15 protein-coding genes are annotated in these 17,354 nt (G+C 71.4%); 10 read left to right on the forward strand and 5 right to left on the reverse strand.

The features are described 5' to 3' along the window. Positions 1–106 precede the first annotated feature (106 nt). From HHX35_RS06895 to HHX35_RS06915, 5 genes are read left to right on the forward strand one after another with little or no spacing between them, the layout of a single operon-like run. Entirely contained in the window at positions 107–610 is a 504-nt protein-coding gene (locus HHX35_RS06895) for a hypothetical protein (protein ID WP_182898040.1), read from the forward strand. Beyond that, complete coding sequence (locus tag HHX35_RS06900; RefSeq protein WP_220505098.1) at positions 610–2,043, forward strand: hypothetical protein; 1,434 nt, start codon at positions 610–612, stop codon at positions 2,041–2,043. The genes HHX35_RS06895 and HHX35_RS06900 overlap by 1 nt, the downstream gene beginning before the upstream one ends. Then, on the forward strand, positions 2,040–3,551 hold the full coding sequence (locus HHX35_RS06905; protein ID WP_182898041.1) for a VWA domain-containing protein: 1,512 nt from the start codon (positions 2,040–2,042) through the stop codon (positions 3,549–3,551). Before HHX35_RS06900 ends, HHX35_RS06905 begins: the two co-directional genes overlap by 4 nt. Before the next feature lie 13 nt (positions 3,552–3,564). Next, on the forward strand, positions 3,565–4,680 hold the full coding sequence (locus tag HHX35_RS06910) for an AAA family ATPase (RefSeq protein ID WP_182898042.1): 1,116 nt from the start codon (positions 3,565–3,567) through the stop codon (positions 4,678–4,680). Further along, complete coding sequence (locus tag HHX35_RS06915) at positions 4,677–7,517, forward strand: DUF5682 family protein (protein WP_182898043.1); 2,841 nt, start codon at positions 4,677–4,679, stop codon at positions 7,515–7,517. The genes HHX35_RS06910 and HHX35_RS06915 overlap by 4 nt, the downstream gene beginning before the upstream one ends. A gap of 15 nt (positions 7,518–7,532) precedes the next feature. Here HHX35_RS06915 and HHX35_RS06920 read toward each other — a convergent pair whose 3' ends face one another. Beyond that, positions 7,533–8,189 (reverse strand): arginase family protein, encoded by a 657-nt coding sequence (locus tag HHX35_RS06920; protein WP_310738931.1) that lies wholly within the window; start codon positions 8,187–8,189, stop codon positions 7,533–7,535. On the opposite strand from HHX35_RS06920, the gene tnpA reads away from it, so the two are divergent. Then, positions 8,136–8,558 (forward strand): IS200/IS605 family transposase, encoded by a 423-nt coding sequence (tnpA, locus tag HHX35_RS06925; RefSeq protein WP_310738932.1) that lies wholly within the window; start codon positions 8,136–8,138, stop codon positions 8,556–8,558. The genes HHX35_RS06920 and tnpA overlap by 54 nt on opposite strands. Then, positions 8,551–9,735: an RNA-guided endonuclease TnpB family protein gene (locus tag HHX35_RS06930; RefSeq protein ID WP_182898046.1), complete on the forward strand. Its 1,185-nt coding sequence runs from the start codon at positions 8,551–8,553 to the stop codon at positions 9,733–9,735. Before tnpA ends, HHX35_RS06930 begins: the two co-directional genes overlap by 8 nt. A 403-nt stretch (positions 9,736–10,138) precedes the next feature. On the opposite strand, the gene HHX35_RS06935 is transcribed toward HHX35_RS06930, so the two are convergent. Further along, a complete protein-coding gene (locus HHX35_RS06935) occupies positions 10,139–10,615 on the reverse strand; it encodes a hypothetical protein (RefSeq protein WP_182898047.1) in 477 nt (158 codons plus the stop codon). Positions 10,616–11,023: 408 nt separating this feature from the next. Next, a complete protein-coding gene (locus tag HHX35_RS06940; protein WP_182898048.1) occupies positions 11,024–11,956 on the reverse strand; it encodes a hypothetical protein in 933 nt (310 codons plus the stop codon). 650 nt (positions 11,957–12,606) lie between these two features. Here HHX35_RS06940 and HHX35_RS06945 point away from each other — a divergent pair. Beyond that, a complete protein-coding gene (locus tag HHX35_RS06945) occupies positions 12,607–13,080 on the forward strand; it encodes a hypothetical protein (RefSeq protein ID WP_182898049.1) in 474 nt (157 codons plus the stop codon). Positions 13,081–13,216: 136 nt separating this feature from the next. Next, positions 13,217–13,585 carry a hypothetical protein gene (locus HHX35_RS06950; protein WP_182898050.1) on the forward strand — a complete coding sequence of 123 codons (369 nt, stop codon included), beginning with the start codon at positions 13,217–13,219 and terminating at the stop codon, positions 13,583–13,585. Positions 13,586–14,493: 908 nt separating this feature from the next. Here the strand turns inward: HHX35_RS06950 and HHX35_RS06955 are convergent. Next, positions 14,494–14,814, reverse strand: a complete 321-nt coding sequence (locus tag HHX35_RS06955; protein ID WP_182898051.1) for a hypothetical protein — start codon at positions 14,812–14,814, stop codon at positions 14,494–14,496. 260 nt (positions 14,815–15,074) lie between these two features. Continuing rightward, positions 15,075–16,070, reverse strand: a complete 996-nt coding sequence (locus HHX35_RS06960) for a sporulation protein (protein WP_182898052.1) — start codon at positions 16,068–16,070, stop codon at positions 15,075–15,077. A gap of 230 nt (positions 16,071–16,300) precedes the next feature. Between HHX35_RS06960 and HHX35_RS06965 the strand changes: the two genes are divergently transcribed. Then, complete coding sequence (locus tag HHX35_RS06965; RefSeq protein WP_182898053.1) at positions 16,301–17,335, forward strand: lysylphosphatidylglycerol synthase transmembrane domain-containing protein; 1,035 nt, start codon at positions 16,301–16,303, stop codon at positions 17,333–17,335. Positions 17,336–17,354 lie beyond the last annotated feature (19 nt).

Below are 17,354 nucleotides of genomic sequence, written 5' to 3' on the forward strand. Positions count from 1 at the left end.
GCCGAAGCGGCATCGTCCCTGGATGCGGCGGTGACCGAAGCCGTGACCGTGAGCCGGCCGTCGCGGGCGGGCTGTTTTGTCGGACGGCTCGGCTACCTTCCGGATCATGACAGACCGTTCCCCCAACGGCGCGACCGTGTGGGCGCGACACAGCAGGCTGCGGGTGGTGCCGCCGGTCCAGCCGCGCAAGCTGGCGAAGGTCCCCTTCGTCGAGCTGGCGGACGGCCGGCTGCAGGGCGTGGTGTCGAGCGGCTCGGACATCGGCCGGGTCTACGTCTCCTCCATCGCCGCCGGCACCCACGACTACAACTGCAGCACCAACAACAACCGCCCCTGCGGCGGCCTGTACGGCTCGCCGTGCAAACACCTGCGGGCCCTGGTCGCCGAGGCCGTCGTGCAGTACGGCGCCGACCGCGTGTCCCGTTACCTGCGGGTCGAGGTCCCCGAGGGCGCGGATCTGGCCGACTGCCTGGGCGGCGTCCACGAGCCCGCCCCCGCCGCGGTCGTGTTCAGCCGGTTCCTGCGCCACCTGGCCTACCTGGAGGTGGCCGACACGACCCTGCCGATCCCGGAGCTGCACTGGTTCCCGGCCACGGGGACGGTGGGCTGATGCTCGCCGTACAGCTCGCCGCCCTGCTCGGCGGCGACTCGGGAAACGCCGGCGAGGGGGCCGAGGAGGCGCTCGCGCTGCTCGACGGCTTCGACGACGCCCTGGTGCACGGTCTCGCCCGGCTCGCCGACGAGCGCGCCGACGCGGTGACCGCGCTGGCCGCGGCGTTCGCGGCCACCCCTCTCGGCGATCGGCTGGCGGAGGCCGCCGACGCGGTCGTGTCCGGTTCGATCACGCAGGAGCATCTGACGGCCCTGGCGGGCGGCCGGGTCGCGTTGTCCGGCGCCGTGCACGATTCCCTGCTCGAGAGCCTGGACACGGCATTGGGACGGGAACGGGCGGAATGGCCATCGGCGCCCGACGGCCCGGGGACGGCCGGCGGCGCCGCCGCTCAGCCGGCCGGGCACGTGCTCGGCGGCGTCCGCTCCTGGCTGCGCGAGCTGGCCATCACCGGCTGGCGCGGCGTCGACCACGACCTCGTCTCCGCCGCGGACCAGGTCATCGAGGCCCTGCTCGCCGCACCGGATCTGCGCAGGCTCGCGGTGCTGCTCGACGGCTTCGCCGCCGAGCTGCGCGCCTCCTGCCCGATCGGCTCCGCGGAGCACCTGCCGGTGCGGCGCTGGGCCGACCTGTGGACCCGCGCCCTGCTGTTGTCGCAGGAGGGCGTACTGACCGGCGAGCCCCGGCCCGCCGCCACGGTGTCGGGACGGCTGCTGGTGCTCGGCGTCGACGTGCACGAGCACGGCACCGCCGTCCAGTTCCAGGTGCACGCCGTCCTGGAACCCGCCGACGGCGGCAGGTCCCGGCTGGTGCGCACCTCCGTCACCGTCGCCAAGGTCGACACCATCGTCGGGACCGCGCTGTGGAAGCTGCCGCAGCGCCACAAGGTGCTGCTGGCCGCGCTGGCCGACCGCCGCAGCGTCGAGATCGCGGACATGCCCCTGCTCGACAGCGGTGACCTCGTCTGGGACGACGACCGCGCCTTCGTGAGCAAGCCCGCCGACCCGTTGGCGACCGCCCGGCTGTGCCTGCCCGGCGCGCTCGCCCCGGCGGTGCCGCCCCTCGACCGCGTTCCCGTACGCATCGCCGAACCGGTGCTGGTGGAGGGCTACAAGGTGACCAAGGACGGCTCCTTCGACCTGGACGGCACCGTCCTCGCCGTGGACGCGGAGCTGCTGCCCGGCTGCGGCCCGCTCACGCCCAAGCTGGTGGCGGCCTCGTCGGCGTGCGTGGGACTGGTCCGGTGGGACGGCGGCCGATGGACGCTGCAGCCGCTCGCCGTGCAGGCGAAGGTCAAGCGGGAGGCGGTGGTGGTCGCCACCGGCGACTGGGCGCTCGGCCCCACCGACCCCAAGGCGGCCAAGGCCGAGGCCAGGGCCGCCGACGCGGTCACCGTCCTGCGGGAACGAGCCGGACGGCTGCTGCGACGATGAGCGACGACATCTCCACGAGCGCCCACGCGCCCACGGGCGGGGACGCCACCGCGCCCGTTCTCCCGCCCGTTTCCACAACCGGAGACGACGGACTGACGAACGCCGACCGCAACCGGCGTCAGTTGCTCTACTGGCGGCTGCTGGCCCGGCTGTTCGACCACGAGGAGCAGCCGGCGCTGGAGACCGCGAGCGTCGCGGTCGTCGGCGACCTGGGCCTGCCCGCCGGGCTGCTCGACCCTGCCGTGTCGGTCGACTCACTGGTGCAGCGCTTCCCCGACCTGGCCGCCGAATTCGAGACCCTGCTCACGCCGGACGAGCACGTGTCCGGCGGCGAGGTGCGCAGGGCGGCACTCGTCTCGAAGCTGCTGCTCAACGTCTTCGCCACCGGTGCGGGTGACGTCAGCGCCACCCAGCTCGCGACCTGGCAGCAGGACGCCGCCTGGCTCAAGCGGGCCCTGTGCGCGGGGCCGGCGCCCGGACCGGGAACGGGCACGGCACCGGCGGCGGGACCCGGGACCGGCGCGGAACCGGGAGGACCCGGCGGCGAGCCCGGGACGGGCGTGGGGCCGGGCCCCACGGCCGGCCACGGGCCTGGCAACGGCGTCCGGATCGGCGACGACGACCTGGCCAAGGCGCTGGCCGACATCGAGGCCGGGCTGGTCAGCCGCATGCGCCTGCGCGAGGTGCTGGCCGACCCGGCCCTGGCGCGGCAGCTCACGCCCAGCATGTCGCTGGTCGAGCAGCTGCTGCGCGACAAGGCCAACCTCTCGGGGGTGGCGCTGGCCAACGCCAAGGCGCTGATCCGCAGGTTCGTCGACGAGGTCGCCGAGGTGCTGCGCACCCAGGTCGAAAAGGCCAGCGCGGGCGTGATCGACCGGTCGGTGCCGCCCAAGCGGGTGTTCCGCAACCTGGACCTCGACCGGACGATCTGGAAGAACCTCACCAACTACAGCCCCGAGGACCAGCGGCTCTACGTCGACCGGCTCTACTACCGGCGCACCGCGAGGCGCACGACGCCGGCCAGGATGATCGTGGTCGTCGACCAGTCCGGTTCCATGGTCGACGCGATGGTCAACTGCACCATCCTGGCGTCCATCTTCGCCGGGCTGCCCAAGGTCGACGTCCATCTGGTCGCGTACGACACCCGCGCGCTCGACCTCACCCCGTGGGTGCACGATCCGTTCGAGGTGCTGCTGCGCACCCAGCTCGGCGGCGGCACCGACGGCACCGCCGCCCTGGCCCTCGCCCAGCCGAAGGTCGCCGACCCCCGCAACACGGTGGTCGTGTGGATCTCGGACTTCTACGAATGGAACTGCCCCGCCGTCTACGCCGGGATGGAGGCGCTGCACCGATCCGGCGTACGGCTCATCCCGGTCGGCTCGGTGAGCAGCGGCGGCCAGCAGAGCGTCAACCCGTGGTTCCGGCAGAAGCTCAAGGACCTCGGCACGCCCGTCATCTCGGGCCACATCCGCAAGCTCGTGTTCGAACTCAAGAACTTCCTCGCCTAGGAGACCCCCTCACATGACCAACGAGATGCTCCGCGCGCCCGCCGAGGTGAAGTACGCCGAGGAGCTCGACTGGCTGGAGTCGATCGACGACGGCCCCAAGCCGTTCTCCTGGCGGCTCAGCCCCCGGATGGTCCGGCTGTTCGTGCTCGGCAGCGAGCGGTCCGACGGCCTGGACCGGGAGATCCCGCAGAAGTGGTTCGGCGACCGGAGCTTCGTCGAGCGCAGCATCGTGACGCTCGCCTCCGACCGCGGCCTGCTGCTGATCGGCGATCCGGGCACCGGCAAGAGCTGGCTGGCCGAACTGCTGTCCGCCGCCATCTGCCGCAACTCCACCCTGGTCGTGCAGGGAACGGCGGGCACCACCGAGGACCACATCAAGTATTCGTGGAACGTCTCGATGGTGATCGCCAAGGGCCAGTCCCGCGAGTCGATGATCCCGTCCCCGATCATGACGGCGATGGAGCAGGGCATGATCGGCCGTTTCGAGGAGCTGACCCGCTCCACCAGCGACGTGCAGGACGCCCTGATCTCGATCCTGTCGGAGAAATACGTCTCCATTCCCGAGCTGGACACCGACAACACGGTGTTCGCCAGGCCCGGGTTCTCGATCATCGCCACCGCCAACAGCCGCGACCGGGGCGTCAACGACCTGTCCTCGGCGCTGAAACGGCGGTTCAACTTCGTCCGCATCCCGGTGGTGACGAGCAAGGCCAGCGAGGCGGAGATCGTCCGTTTCCGCACCACGGAACTGCTGCGCCGGCACCGCATCGAGCTGGACGTGCCGCCCGCGCTCCTCGACATCCTGCTGCAGAGCTTCGCCGACCTGCGCACCGCGGCGGCGTCGGCCACGAGCGAGGACGAGAAGCTGGAGTCGGCCCTGTCCACCGCCGAGCAGATCGGCGTGCTGGAGGACGCCATCCTGCACAGCCACTTCTTCGGCGACCGCACGCTGCGCGCCGAGACCCTGGGCGGCTCGCTGGTGGGCTCGCTGGCCAGGCGCGCCCCGGAGGACCTGGCCATCCTCAACAAGTACTGGCACGGCGTGGTCGAACCACGCAGCAGGAACGACGGAGGCGAGTGGACGCGGTTCCTCGACGGCGGCCGTCAGGCGATCTCGACGCTGTCATGAGCACCTTCGACGCCCTGCGCGGGCAGCTTCTCGACGCCGCCGCGGCCTTCTCCGGCGGCGGCGACGCCCTGGCCGGCATCCTGTCCGGCATGGTCGACGACGTCGACCGCGTGCTGCGCGAGGAGCTGGAGATCTTCCCGGTCTGCCACCACTCGCCGGCCTCCGCCCTGGCCATGACCCGGCGGCTGCGCGACAAGCGGCCCAAGGTCGTCTACCTGGAGCTGTGCGAGGACATGCGCCCGATCCTCGACGAGCTGCGCAACTGCCGGCTGCCGGTGGCGCTGCAGGCGTTCGCCACCCAGCTCGACGGGTTCCCGGCCGGCTCCGGACCGCTCAGCGTGATCGCGCCGGTCACGGAGGCGTCGGCGGAGTATCAGGCCATCGCGTACGCGCTCGACACCCCCGGCGTCGAGATCGTGCTGGTCGACCGCTCGGTGGACCACGTCTTCCAATGGCTGCCCCAGGAAACGGGTGGTCCGGCCGATTCGGCCGGACCGGCTCCGGAGGAGGCCGGCTCGGTCGAAGACGGGCACGGTGACGAGGCGGCGCTGCACGGGGACGCCGTGGGCGTCGAGATCGGCGACCTGCGGCCGCGCTTCGCCGAGCTGGAAAAGCACCTGCTGCACCACGGCAAGGTGCGGCACTGGTCGGAGTGGTGGGACCAGTACGTCGAGCAGCCGCTCACCGGAGCGGGCTACGACACCTACCGCCAGGCGATGGCGCTGGTCGGCAGCCTGTTCCGGCGGCTCCGCCCGCAGGGGAACGACCGCCTGACCATTGACGAGGAACGCGAGCGCTATATGTGGACGCGCATCCGCGAGCACCTCGCGGAGTCGGGCGCGGACCCCGCCGACTGCCTGTACGTGTGCGGTGCTTTCCACGCGGTCAGCACGATCGCCGAGTTCGGCCTGCGGTCCGAGGCGCCGCCGTACGAGATCAGCCCGCGCACGGGCACCCGCTGGCTCTACGGGCTGATCCCCTCCAGCCACTCCGCGATCGAGGCGCAGTTCGGCCTGGCCCAGGGCTCGGTGTCCATCGCCGCCGCCACCTGGGCCAAGGCGGTCAAGCGTGGGGGCCTCACACCCCACCGGCTGGAGGGGCAGCAGGGCGGACCCGGGAAGCGGGCCGCCAAGGCCGACAAAGCCACCAAGGCAGCCAAAACCGCCAAGGCCGCATCGCCCGTCGCCGCCGAGCCGGCGGCCGACCGGCTGACGGGGTTCCTCGCCGGCCCGCCCGTGCTCGACGGCCTGGACGAGGACGAACTGCGCGGATGGTGCGTCGACATCGTGCGGCTGGCCCGCCGCAACGGCTATCTGGCCAGCACCGCCGACGCCATCGCCGTGTTCGAGACGTCGATCCTGCTCGCCGGGTTGCGCGGGCGGGCCAGGCCCACGCCGTACGACTTCGCCGACGCGGCCGTCACCTGCATCGAGAAGGACGCCGTGCCGGGCCGCCGGGACGTCCGCCGCCTGTGTGAGATCCTCCTGGGCGGCGACAAGATCGGGATGGTCGGCTACGAGGCGTTGCCCCCGCTGGCCCGTGACGTGTACGACCGGCTGGAGCCCCTCGGGCTGGACCTGACCAGGCGCACACAGCAGCGGGTGCTGCTCGACCTCAAGGCGGACCCAGAGCTGGAGCCGTGCTCCGATCTGCTGTGGACGCTGCGCTACCTGCTGCCCGACGGTGCGCTCCGGCCGATCATGGGGGCGCGCCGCCTCGGCGAGCGGCCGATCCAGGAGAGCTGGGACGTGGCGCTCGGCCGGCACCAGCGGGAGATCGTCGAGCTGGGCTACGAGGGCGTCACGGTCGAGCAGGTGCTGGAGCAGCGGCTGCGCCGCACGGCGTGGGATCCCCAGGCCACGGCCGCGGTCGCGCTCGCGGCCGTCGAGGACGCCATCCTCTACCTGGGCGGCCGCCGCCTCGCCGGCGAGCTCGGCGCCCGCGCCGTCGAGCTGCTGGCCGCCGAGCGCACGGTGGACGACGCTCCCGAGGTGCTGCGCCGGATCAGGCGGCTGCTGACCTACTACCGGGCGAGCGAACCGGAGCTGCCCGCCTGGTGCGAGGACTTCGTCACGGCCGGATACGCCCACTACTGCACGCTGCTGCCCACCGCGTTCGCCGACGACGACACCGGCGTACGCCAGGTCGGCGCGATGCTCGGCTTCCTGTTCACGCTGGAGAGCCTCGCGCTGTCGCTGGGGTGCGAACGGGCCCAGCTCGAACTGGCCGTACGGCAGTCGCACCCGCGGGACCCCGCCAAGGTCGCGTTGCTGTGGGCGGCGCAGACGCAGCTGGGCCTGCTGACCAGGGAGGAGCTGCGTGCCCGCTGTGACGAGCTGCTGGCCAACCCGCTCGTCGTCCCGGCCTATCCGCTCTATGTGAGCGGGTTCGTCCAGGCGCTCGAACCCGTCCCCGGCCTCGCGCCGTTCGTGGTCGAGGCGCTGTCGAAGGCCTTCGCGCGGCTGCCCGACCCCGTCCTGCTGCCGTGGCTGCCTACGTTGATCACCACGTTGCGCCGGCACGCGCCGGAGCTGGTCCCCGTGCTCGTCCGCGAGGCCGGCCGGACCTTCCCCGGCGCGCTGGCCGAGCTGGACGCCTGGACCCCGCCCTGGGAACGGCCGGCCGCACCGGCGCGCAGGGCCCGGGCGGCACCCGCGCCGAGCGGGCCGGTGTCCGCGCTGCTGACCCGGCATCCGCAGGCGTGCGACGCCATGGCCGCGCTGCTCGGCTGCACGGCGGAGTGGGGGAGCGGACGGCAGGAGAGCGGCGAGGTGGCGGCTCTCCTCGCCCGGCACCCGGCGACGACCGGCGCGGTCGCCGCGCTGCTCGGCGCGTGAGCCATGCCCGCGCCTTCACCCGGTGGCGGCGCCGGCGAGCAGGGCGGGGACGAGTGAGGCGAGAACGGCCTGGTCCTCCTCACGGCGGGGGGCGTACTCGGTGATCCCCAGGCCGGCCAGGGGAAAACGGGCCGTCAGCGCGCGTACGGCGTCGCGCAGTGCCGCGACGGACAGACCGCCGGCCTCGGGGTAGCTGAGCGACCCGAACTCCTCCGGGTCGAGAACGTCGAGGTCGATGTGGATGTAGACGGCGGTGCCCCCGGCGGCGGCGACGGCCGGGACCAGGACGCCGGGGTCGGCCGTCAGCTCGGGCACGGTGTGCCAGGCGAGGCCCGCGTCGGCGGCGTAGGCCGGCTCCGCCGGATCCAGCGCGCGGACTCCGGCGAGGATCACCTGCCCGGGCCGCAGAGCCCGCGGCGGGACCAGATCGGGGTGCCCGTCGCCCAGCAGGGTGCGCAGGACCATGCCGTGGAAGGCATGCGAGGGTGAGGAGCCGGGCGTCGCCGACGCTCGACCCCTGCCATCAGAACACTGCAGGCGACGGGGGTTTTTCTCTCTGGGCTCATCGCGGATGCCTTTCACCTGCGCGGTTAGATGGACGGTGCTGATAATGATCGGGTGACTCGTCAGGTGCGCACCTCCCCCGGCGCGGCGTATGACCTCGGGTACCACGTGGTGTGGTGCCCGAAGTATCGCCGCCCGGTCCTGGGTGGCCGGGTGAAGGCCCGCCTTGAGGAGTTGATCCGCGCCAAGGCGAGCGAGCACGGATGGGAGATCGTGGCGCTTGAGGTGATGCCCGACCACGTGCAGTTGTTCGTCAAGCCGCACCCGAAGAACTCGCCGTCGTACGCGGCCAACCTGTTCAAGGGCTTCACCTCCCACCACCTGCGCGCCGAGTTCCCCCACCTGCGTTCCCGGTTGCCCACGCTGTGGTCGAGGTCGTCCTTCGTGGCCACGGTCGGCGCGGTGTCGGCTGAGACGGTGCAGCGTTACATCGAGGCGTGGTACGAGCGCGCTCCGAAGGGGAGCGGTCGTGCGTAGGTCCTTCAAGTTCCTGCTGCGCCCGACCCGCCACCAGGAGATGGCGCTCGCCGCGTGCGTGGAGGATCACCGGCTGCTGTACAACGCGGCGTTGGAGCACCGGCGGACGGCCTACCGCAAGGCCGGGGTGACGGTTCGCTACGGCGACCAGTCGGGCGAGTTGAAGCACATCCGCGCCGATGACGCCGAGGGTCAGGGCCGGTGGTCGTTCTCCTCCCAGCAGGCCACCCTGCGACGGCTGGACAAGGCGTTCGCGGCGTTCTTCCGCCGCGTCAAGGCAGGCGCGAAGCCCGGCTTCCCGCGTTTCAAGGGGCGCGGGTGGTTCGACACGGTCGAGTGGCCCAAAGATGGTGACGGGTGCCGGTGGGATTCCCAGCCCGGACACCCAGCCGCAACGTTCCTGCGCTTGCAGGGTGTGGGGCATGTTCGCGTCCACCGGCACCACCCGGTGCGCGGCCGGGTGAAGACGATCGCGGTGAAGCGGGAAGGCAACCGCTGGTATGTAATCCTGTCGTGCGACGACGTCCCCGCCGAGCCGTTGCCCGCGACCGGCGCGGCGGCCGGGATCGACATGGGCGTGGCCTCGCTCGTCACCACCAGCGACGGGGAGCCTCTGGCCAACCCGCGCCACCTGGAAGCGTCCGCCGGGCGTCTGGCTTCTGTTCAGCGGGACCTGGCCCGCAAGAAACGCGGGTCCAAGCGCCGCCGCAAGACCGCAGCGCGGGTGGCCGCCCTGCACGCCAGGGTGCGGCGGCAGCGCCTCGACGGCGCGCACAAGACCGCACTGGCCCTGGTCCGCGCGTATGACGTGATCGTGCATGAGGATCTGCGGATCGCGAACATGACCCGGTCGGCGTCCGGCACAATCGACAACCCCGGCCGGAACGTCGCCCAGAAGTCCGGCCTCAACCGGAGCATCCTGGACGCGGGTTGGGGGGTGTTCCTGCGTGTGCTCGCGCACAAGGCTGAAAGCGCCGGTCGAGAGCTGATCGCGGTGAACCCTGCCAACACCTCCCGCACCTGCTCGCGTTGCGGGCACTGCGCGAAGGAGAACCGCCTCAACCAAGCCGGGTTCCGATGCCAGGCGTGCGGGCATTCCGCGCATGCCGACGTGAATGCGGCGGTCAACATCCTCAGGGCAGGGCTTGCCCTTCGCGACGCTGCGGAAGCGGCCTAGCGAGAAGCCGCTCCCTTCGGAGCGGAGGAGTCACTGGGGCACGTGAACGACCGCGGTCGGAAGCACGGTCCGATCATTCCATGCCGATGCCCACCCGGGCAGGGGCGGCGCCCGCCCGGGTCTCCACCTGGCGCTGCCCGGTCAGCGGGCATTTCCGGGGGCGGGGACCATCGGCGCCGGCAGCGACGCCGAGCGCCCCGCCCGCCCGAGCGCCCCGCCCGCCCGAGCGCCCCGCCGCGCGCGACGGGGCGGCGAGACCGCGCGGACGGTCCGGTCGACGGGTCGCCGAGGCCCCCGTATGTGCTCTCGGCGACCCTGCCGCGCCCTCCGCCGGGCCACTGCCCGGCCTGCTCGTCCGCTGAGGGGCACCGCCCCGGGGGGCAGGCGACCCTGCGGGCGTTCATCACCCGATGGTTCCGGGACGCCGGCGAAACCGGCAGACCGGAGGCGTGCGCCGCTTCGCCAGTTCCTCCAGCGCCGCGTCGAGCCGCTGCCGGCGCCCGTACGGCTGCGCGTGCCGCGGGCGCCCGCCCCGTCTGCCTACGGTCGCATCGGCCGGGGCGTCGGTCATGAGGCCCCACTGCCAGTACCACTTCTGCACGCCGTGCAGCACGCATACATAGAGCGTGTCGATCTCGTCGGAGCACTGTGCGGCGTACGTCGTGATCTGGTCCCAATCGGCGACGAGCGGCGTGGTGGTGGCTCCTTCGGCGCGGACGTGCGTCAGCACGTACAGGCGCGTGTGCTGGTCGAACTCGGCTTCGGCGACGTCGCTGAGCAGGCGCGGCTGCCGCCGGATCGGGCCGGTTCGAGGTGGGGGCCAGGCCGAGAGCGTGAGCAGGCCCAGCAGCGCCACCTCGATGCACCAGTCCAGATTCATCGGAGGGGGTTCCCTTCGTCGGAGGCCGTTACCGGATTCGTCCCGGGCGAAGCCCGACCGCGGGCCGTCACGCCGGCCGCCTCGCGGGTGAGGGAATCGGGACGCGGGTACGGTCCACAGGTGAGACGAGACAAGGAGAGCGGCTGCGACGATGCCGGTCGCAGCCGCTCTCTCGCGGCGCGTCTCCACTCGCGCTCCTGCTCCAGGTAGCGGGGCGCGAATGGAAACGATCATCCGGTGTCCCGGAAGGCAACTCCGCCGCGGACCGGACGAGGGACGTCCACTAGTTACCCCCACGTCCCTCGCCGTTCTCGGCGGTGGCGCGCACTCGCCGAGAGCATTTCGGTGCTGTCGTCGCCGGCGCCGCGGCGTTCCCGTTCACCGCGCCGGCTGACCTGAGGTGACCGGTTAGCGGTGTCCCCAGCCGCCGGAACCGCCGGGGCCGCCGTTGCCGGGACCGCCGTGACCGGGGCCACCGGGGCCGCCGTTGCCGGGACCGCCGGGACCGCCCTGGCCAGGGCCGCCGTGACCGGGGCCGCCCCAGGGGCCGCCACCCGGACCGCCGTGACCGGGACCGCCCGGACCGCCGTGACCGGGACCGCCCGGACCGCCGTGGCCGCCCCAGCCGCCGCCCGCACCACCGGGGCCGCCGTGGCCGCCCCAGGTGCCGTTGCCCCAGTGGCCGCCCCAGTGGTCGCCGCCCCAGTTGTGGCCCGGGTTCCAGTACCCGCGGCCAGGCAGGCCGTACCAGCGGCCGGGCAGGCCGAGGGACGAGTCACAGCCCCAGCTGCCGGGCAGGGGGTATCGGCGGCCGTCGACGATGTAGACCGGCGTGGTCAGTCCGGCCCCGCAGGTCGGCGAGACGTAGACCCCGCCGTTGACGACGTACTGGCAGCTGGGGAGCACGTAGGTGCGCCCGCTCACGACGTACTCGTGGATTCCGGTGCCGAGCTGGTAGCCGGGGAGGCCGTACCAGCGGCCGGGCAGGCCGCTGACGGCCTGGTCGCACCAGTCGCCCGGCAGGGTGTAGGTGCGACCGGACAGGATGTACACCGGCCGGGTCAGGCCCGCCCCGCAGGTCGGCGAGACGTAGACGCCGCCGTTGACGACGTACTGGCAGCTGGGGAGGATGTACGTCTTGCCCTTCAGGACGAACTGGTGGACGCGGATGTCCGCGCGCGGATCCGGCCCGCGCCTGGAGGCGTCGACCGGGCGGGAGACGCTGCTCGTGGCCTGCGACGCCGTGCTCGCCGCGCTCGCGGCTTCGGCGGCCAGCACCACAGGGGTGATCAGGGCAGCGGTGGCGAGTGCCCCCGTGAGGAGGGCTTTCTTCATCGTCAAGAGACGATTCCTTTCCTGAGGTGTGCTGCTTTCGGATCGAACGCACATCCCGGAAGCCGGCGGTGTGGCGACGGCGAAGCGGGATGCGCAGGACCGCAGTCGAGGCGGTTCGAGCCGGACTCCCCGTGAGATCCTCCGCCGAGGATCAGGGGTGACCCGGATCGGAAACGCGTGATGCGATCACGAGTCCTCGTGCGTGTCAGCAGATTTTGACGACACGAAGGGCCGGAACAGGTCGAGAGTCCGCACCCCCGCTGCCGCCGCGATGGCGTCCGCCGTGGTGCGGCGGCATGTGCCTCGTTTGAGCAGACCATCGATGCACTGCCTGGTAAGGGCTGCCCGGCGAGCGAAATCGGCCACGCTGTGACTGTGGCCGACCATCAAGGCGCGCAAGAGCGCCACGCTCCGAAGGTGCATCTGCGGCTTTCCCGCCATAGCGAACCTCTCCGATGGAAACTTCATCATCAGATTCTGCTGACGTCCCGACTGCAGGTCGCACTCTAATCCGACCGAGCGCACGGCCGCACGTGAAAACGGAAGGTTTCCGCGAATAAATCTTGTGAAGCACGGCGTTTTATGACGCATCTTGTTGACACAACTGATCCCCGGCTTCGTCGGGGTTTGCTCCCTGTCGTCAGGATCTAGCGGGCATGATGGTGGCGATCGCGGCCAGAAAGAGTCGAGGAGCTGACAACCGAATGCCGTCGCAGCGCGTGACACCCGACCAGCCCCCCACCCCCCTGAGCGACTGCATCCGCGACTATGTGGCGGACAAGGGGATGAGCATCCGGACGCTCGCGCTGAGGTCCGTGAGCGGGAGCACAGGTCAAAGCCTCACCGCCCAGTGGATAACCGACGTGCTGAGCGGCCGGGTGTCGCGGATGCCTGATCTGTGGCGCCTGGAGGCTCTCGCGGCCGGACTGGAGATGGATCCGGACAGCGTCAAGGCGCTGGCTATCAGCCAGTGGATCGGGTGGGACATCGCCGACGTTCGGACCGGCCCCGGAGAACGCCTGATCTTCCGCGTCCCCACGGGTTATACAACTGAACAGTGCGCACGCCTCGCCGATGAACTCATGCAGGTGATCAATAGCGCGGCCGAGCCGGAAAGGGAGGAAAGGTGATTTTCCGGATGCATGGTCGCGTTCGCCGGTGCTGATGCGTCAAACTTTCCTGGCATCGAGCGGCGAAACGATCGGGGACGTGATTGCACAGAAAGGATTTGGTGGATGATTCGTGTCATCACCGTCGCAACCATCAGTGGAATTCCGTCGCGCCCAGTTGCTGCATAGCTGCCCTGCGGTAATCCATCACGCACTCCAAGCCAACCGGATCATTGCCTATGTCGACGAGAGGCAGTTCGCCCCCGAGCTGACGATCCCCATGGACGAGATCGGCACGGCGACGCTGGAGCTGCTTCAGCCCGTCGAGGACGCACGCCCGATGCCGGCGCTCCGCGTCCGCATCAGAAGAAGCGGAGAGCTCGGCCGTGAGCTCGCCGTGGCCGAGTTCGCGACAGAGGAGATCACGGTCGCCGTCGACAAGACCCTCATCACCGAGGAACTGGCCGCCTTTCTGGGCGACGCCGGCACCGCGGTCACCCGCGCCTTCGTCCGGCGGACGATGTGAGCCCCGGCGCCCCTGGAACGTGCCAGGCGGGCATGCCGGAGCCGATGGGGCGCCTGCCGTCGTTTCATCGCCTCATGCGAGGAGGCCGAAAGCGGCGTCAGGGAGACTGGGCGCCGGCCCTGGGCGCCGACCGATGGTGAGGCGGGAGGAGAGGGCAGAAGTCAGGATTCATGCGGGTGAGTGCGCGCGGTGGGAGGCCGCGTGTGCCTCGCTGGATGAGCCGGGCCGTGGTGCCGCCGGGTACGCCCCCGCAGTGCCTTCCCGCCGTGCCGGGAGCGGAGGCGTTGGCCGGGCGGCGGTTGCGCGGGCCTCGACGGAGCGGTGCCGGATCGGGCCGTATCGGGGGCCGTCGTGGCCACGGTGCCGGCAGGCGGGGACGAGCCCGGCACCGGACCTGCGGTGTTGGTGCTCGCCCAGACGCTCACGGCGGTCAGGACCGCGGCCCCGGTCACGATCAGTGAACGGATCAGCTTGGGCCGCGACAGGGAGCGATGGCGCCCGGCCTGCGGTATCGGGGAGGGCTCCGGTTCCGGCTCATGCCGGTCGAGTGGTTCGCCGCCGGTGCTGTCACGCCGCCCGGGGGACGACGCGTACGGCGGCGGCTTGGGCCGGGCCGTGCGGCCGGGGCCGTAGGGCGCTCGCCCGGGGCGCCGGGGAGAGCGAGGTCTGTCGTGGCCGTTCATCGCGCGCTCCGGATCGAGGAAGTCGTGCCATGCACGAAGAGAGACGGAATGGCTACGAACGGTATCCGAAGATCTGGGAATCACGGCCGGCTTTGGCCCCAGGTTGTCAGCAAAATCTGCTGACAACCTGGGGTTTTTAAATCCCCCGTCGAGCGCATGCTCGATCGAGGGTCGTGCTTGCGATCCTCAGGCGGGATCTCTCATGAGGTCCCCGATCGCGGTGCCTCAGTCGCAGGGGGTGACGTAGTAGTCGGCCCCGCAGTCGTCGCCGTAGAGGCCGTCCACGAGCACCACCGGGGTGCTCCAGTAGCCCAGCGGGCGGCTCCAGTAGCCGAGCGGGCGGCCCCAGTAGCCACTGTGCCAGGGACGGCTCGAGGGGTGCCCCCACCCGCCGTGCCCCCACCCGTCGGCGTGAACCGGAAGGCCGGCCTGTGCGGTCGTGGCCGGCTGTCGCGGGGCTGCCGTCTCCGCCGAGGCGGCGATCGGTGCCATGACGACGATCCCGGCGGCGCAGGCCGCGCCGGCCAGGAGTAGTCGACGGATCATGCGTAACCTCCTGTGTGCGTGACGTCACTGAATGTGACCGCTGTCACGCTACAACCCCGCTGATCGCGCTTGTGGACGGCGACACTTCAAGCGATGGCAATGTCGCGGGCGGTGCTGCCGCACCGGTCCGTCGAGCGCCGGCCCGGTCTCCCGGCTCACCTCTGTCCCGGAGACCGCAGCCGACGCCCGATCCTGAACGAGATCTCACTCTCACCTGAGACGTGTCCGGCGGCGCCGTCCCTGGGGGTGTGGGGCGGGGATCACCAGTCGCCGTCCCCGCCCTCGTCCTCGTCGTCCTCGAAGATCTCTTCGACGATCTCGCCGGCCACCAGGCCGCCGACGACCCCGGCGGCGCCGGCCGCGGCCACCGCGCCCCAGCCGGGGCCGCCGCGGTGCTCGTGGCGGTAATGGTCCTCGTAGTCGCCGCCGTGCCCATAGCCGTGCCCGTAGCCACCGTGGTGGTCACCGTACGGCGCGCCGTGATGGGCGCCGTGCAGGGCGAGCCCGGTGAGCCAGCGGTCGATCTCCCCGGGCCAGTCCATGCGCGCCGCGTCCTCGTGACCGACGCGGAAGCGGCCGACGGCGTCGCCGGAGTGACGACCGGCCCGCTTGTCGGCCTCCAGGATCACCTCCAGGCCCGCGGGGTCGGCCACGAAGGTGAGTTCGACCTCCCCCACCACACCGGCGTGCCGCGGGGGCGGGTAGAACTCGATCTCCTGGTAGAACGGCAGCTCCTGGCGTACGCCGTACAGGTGGCCGGCCTCCAGATCGGCCGACTTGAAGGCGAAACCGAGCTGGAGGAACGCCTCCAGGACGCGGAACTGCGAGGGGAGCGGCTCCACGGCGATCGGGTCGAGGTCGCCCTTGTCGACGGCCTTCGCGATGGCCACCTCGGTGCGTACGCCGAGCGCCATGCCGGTCAGGCGCTGCCCGTCGATCTCACTGATCGGGGTCTCCCACGGCACCGGGATCTGGAAGGGGATACTCCGGTTCTCGCCCTGCCGCAGGATGAACGGACCGGACACCCGGGCGCGGGAGAACTCACCGAGCCCAGCGCTCTCGCCGTCGCCGTGCTCGATCTCCACCCCGGCGACCAGGCCGAGAGTGATGTCCTCGATCTCGGCGTCGAAGTCGCCGCCGGACAGTCTCACCTCGCCGGTGAGCACGCCGCCCGGCCGGACTCGTGGGGTGGTCAGTACGGTGTCCACCGAGGGGGCGCCCACCCCGAGAGCACCCAGCATCCGCTTGAAGACCACGTGTTTCTCCCTGTCGACGGTCGATGAGGTGTGTCAGCCGCCCACCTGAACGATCAAGTGCCGCGGCCGGTTCCGGCCGCGGGTGAAGATCCGTGATCAACGCGCGGGACGCGGCACCGGGATTTCCGCAACCTTGCCGTCGGTTTTGCTCAGATAGGCATATTAAGGATTGTTATCCATTTGACCTGCGAAAGCGAATGAAGCGGACAGTGTGGAGGCGGCGAATCGGCGTGGAGACCATTTCGGCGGAGGCAGAGGTGGCGACGGGCCGCGCGCCCCGGAGCAGGGTCGTCATGTCGCTGATCTCCCTGGCGCTGGCGGCCGTGCTCATCTCGTTCCTTCCGCACATCACCGGAGTCACCTGGGGGCAACTCGACGAGCGCCTGGTGCGGGTCGGCTGGGGCGCGATGGCGGTGCTCACAGGGGTGTGGCTGGCCGGGCTGTGGGCGTACTCGAACGTGCTGAGCGACTCCCTGCCCGGGTTGAGCAGGCGCCGGGCGTTGCTGGTCAACTGCGTCGGCAGCGGCGCCAGCAACGTGCTGCCGTTCGGCGGGGCCGTGGGTGTGGCCATGACCTTCACCATGATGACCAGGTGGGGCTTCGGGCGGCGGCCGGTGGTGGCCTCGACGGTCGTGACGGGCGTGTGGAACCTGCTGTCCCGCTTCCTGCTCCCCGCCGTGGGACTCGTCTGCCTGCTCGGCGCGGGGTACATGCCGGATCGCCGGCTCGCGGCGGCCGCAGGGGTCGGCGGCGCGTTGCTCGTCGGCGTCGTCGTCGCCATGTCGGCAGCCCTCCATCGAGAGGCGGTGGCCGACCTGCTGGGGCGGGGCCTGGATCGGGTGGTCCGATTCCTGCCGCTCAGGCGCAAGCCGTGCCTGCGCGACTTCCTGCTCGACCTGCGTCACTCCACCATCGAGATCACTCGTACGCGGTGGCCCCGGCTCACGCTCGGCATGGTCGCCTACATGGCGCTGCAGTGCGTTCTGTTCATCGGATGCCTGCGCGTGACCGGTGCCGAGGTCGCCGTCCCCGAGGCGGTCGCGGCCTTCGCGATCAACCGGGTGCTGACCACCGCCGTCATCACGCCCGGCGGATCGGGGATCAGCGAGTCGGCGACCGCGCTGGCGCTGATCGGCTTCGGCGTCGCACCCGGGGCGGCCACGGCGGCGGTGTTGCTGTTCTGGTTCTTCGCCCACCTGATCGAGATCCCGGTGGGCTGGTTCGCCTGGAGCATCTGGTCGCTGACCGCACGCGCGCGGCCCTGAGCCGCCGGCGTACGGCGCG

Origin of the sequence: Microbispora sp. H10830, assembly GCF_014161375.1 — a bacterium.
GTDB lineage: Bacteria > Actinomycetota > Actinomycetes > Streptosporangiales > Streptosporangiaceae > Microbispora > Microbispora catharanthi.

What these genes read in the sequence shown, in the direction of transcription:
- HHX35_RS06910 (WP_182898042.1), top strand. Translation starts at nt 3,565, where the DNA reads ATGACCAACGAGATGCTCCGCGCGCCCGCCGAGGTGAAGTACGCCGAG.
- HHX35_RS06955 (WP_182898051.1), bottom strand. Translation starts at nt 14,814, where the DNA reads ATGATCCGTCGACTACTCCTGGCCGGCGCGGCCTGCGCCGCCGGGATC.
- HHX35_RS06895 (WP_182898040.1), top strand. Translation starts at nt 107, where the DNA reads ATGACAGACCGTTCCCCCAACGGCGCGACCGTGTGGGCGCGACACAGC.
- HHX35_RS06935 (WP_182898047.1), bottom strand. Translation starts at nt 10,615, where the DNA reads ATGAATCTGGACTGGTGCATCGAGGTGGCGCTGCTGGGCCTGCTCACG.
- HHX35_RS06915 (WP_182898043.1), top strand. Translation starts at nt 4,677, where the DNA reads ATGAGCACCTTCGACGCCCTGCGCGGGCAGCTTCTCGACGCCGCCGCG.
- HHX35_RS06900 (WP_220505098.1), top strand. Translation starts at nt 610, where the DNA reads ATGCTCGCCGTACAGCTCGCCGCCCTGCTCGGCGGCGACTCGGGAAAC.
- HHX35_RS06905 (WP_182898041.1), top strand. Translation starts at nt 2,040, where the DNA reads ATGAGCGACGACATCTCCACGAGCGCCCACGCGCCCACGGGCGGGGAC.
- HHX35_RS06945 (WP_182898049.1), top strand. Translation starts at nt 12,607, where the DNA reads ATGATGGTGGCGATCGCGGCCAGAAAGAGTCGAGGAGCTGACAACCGA.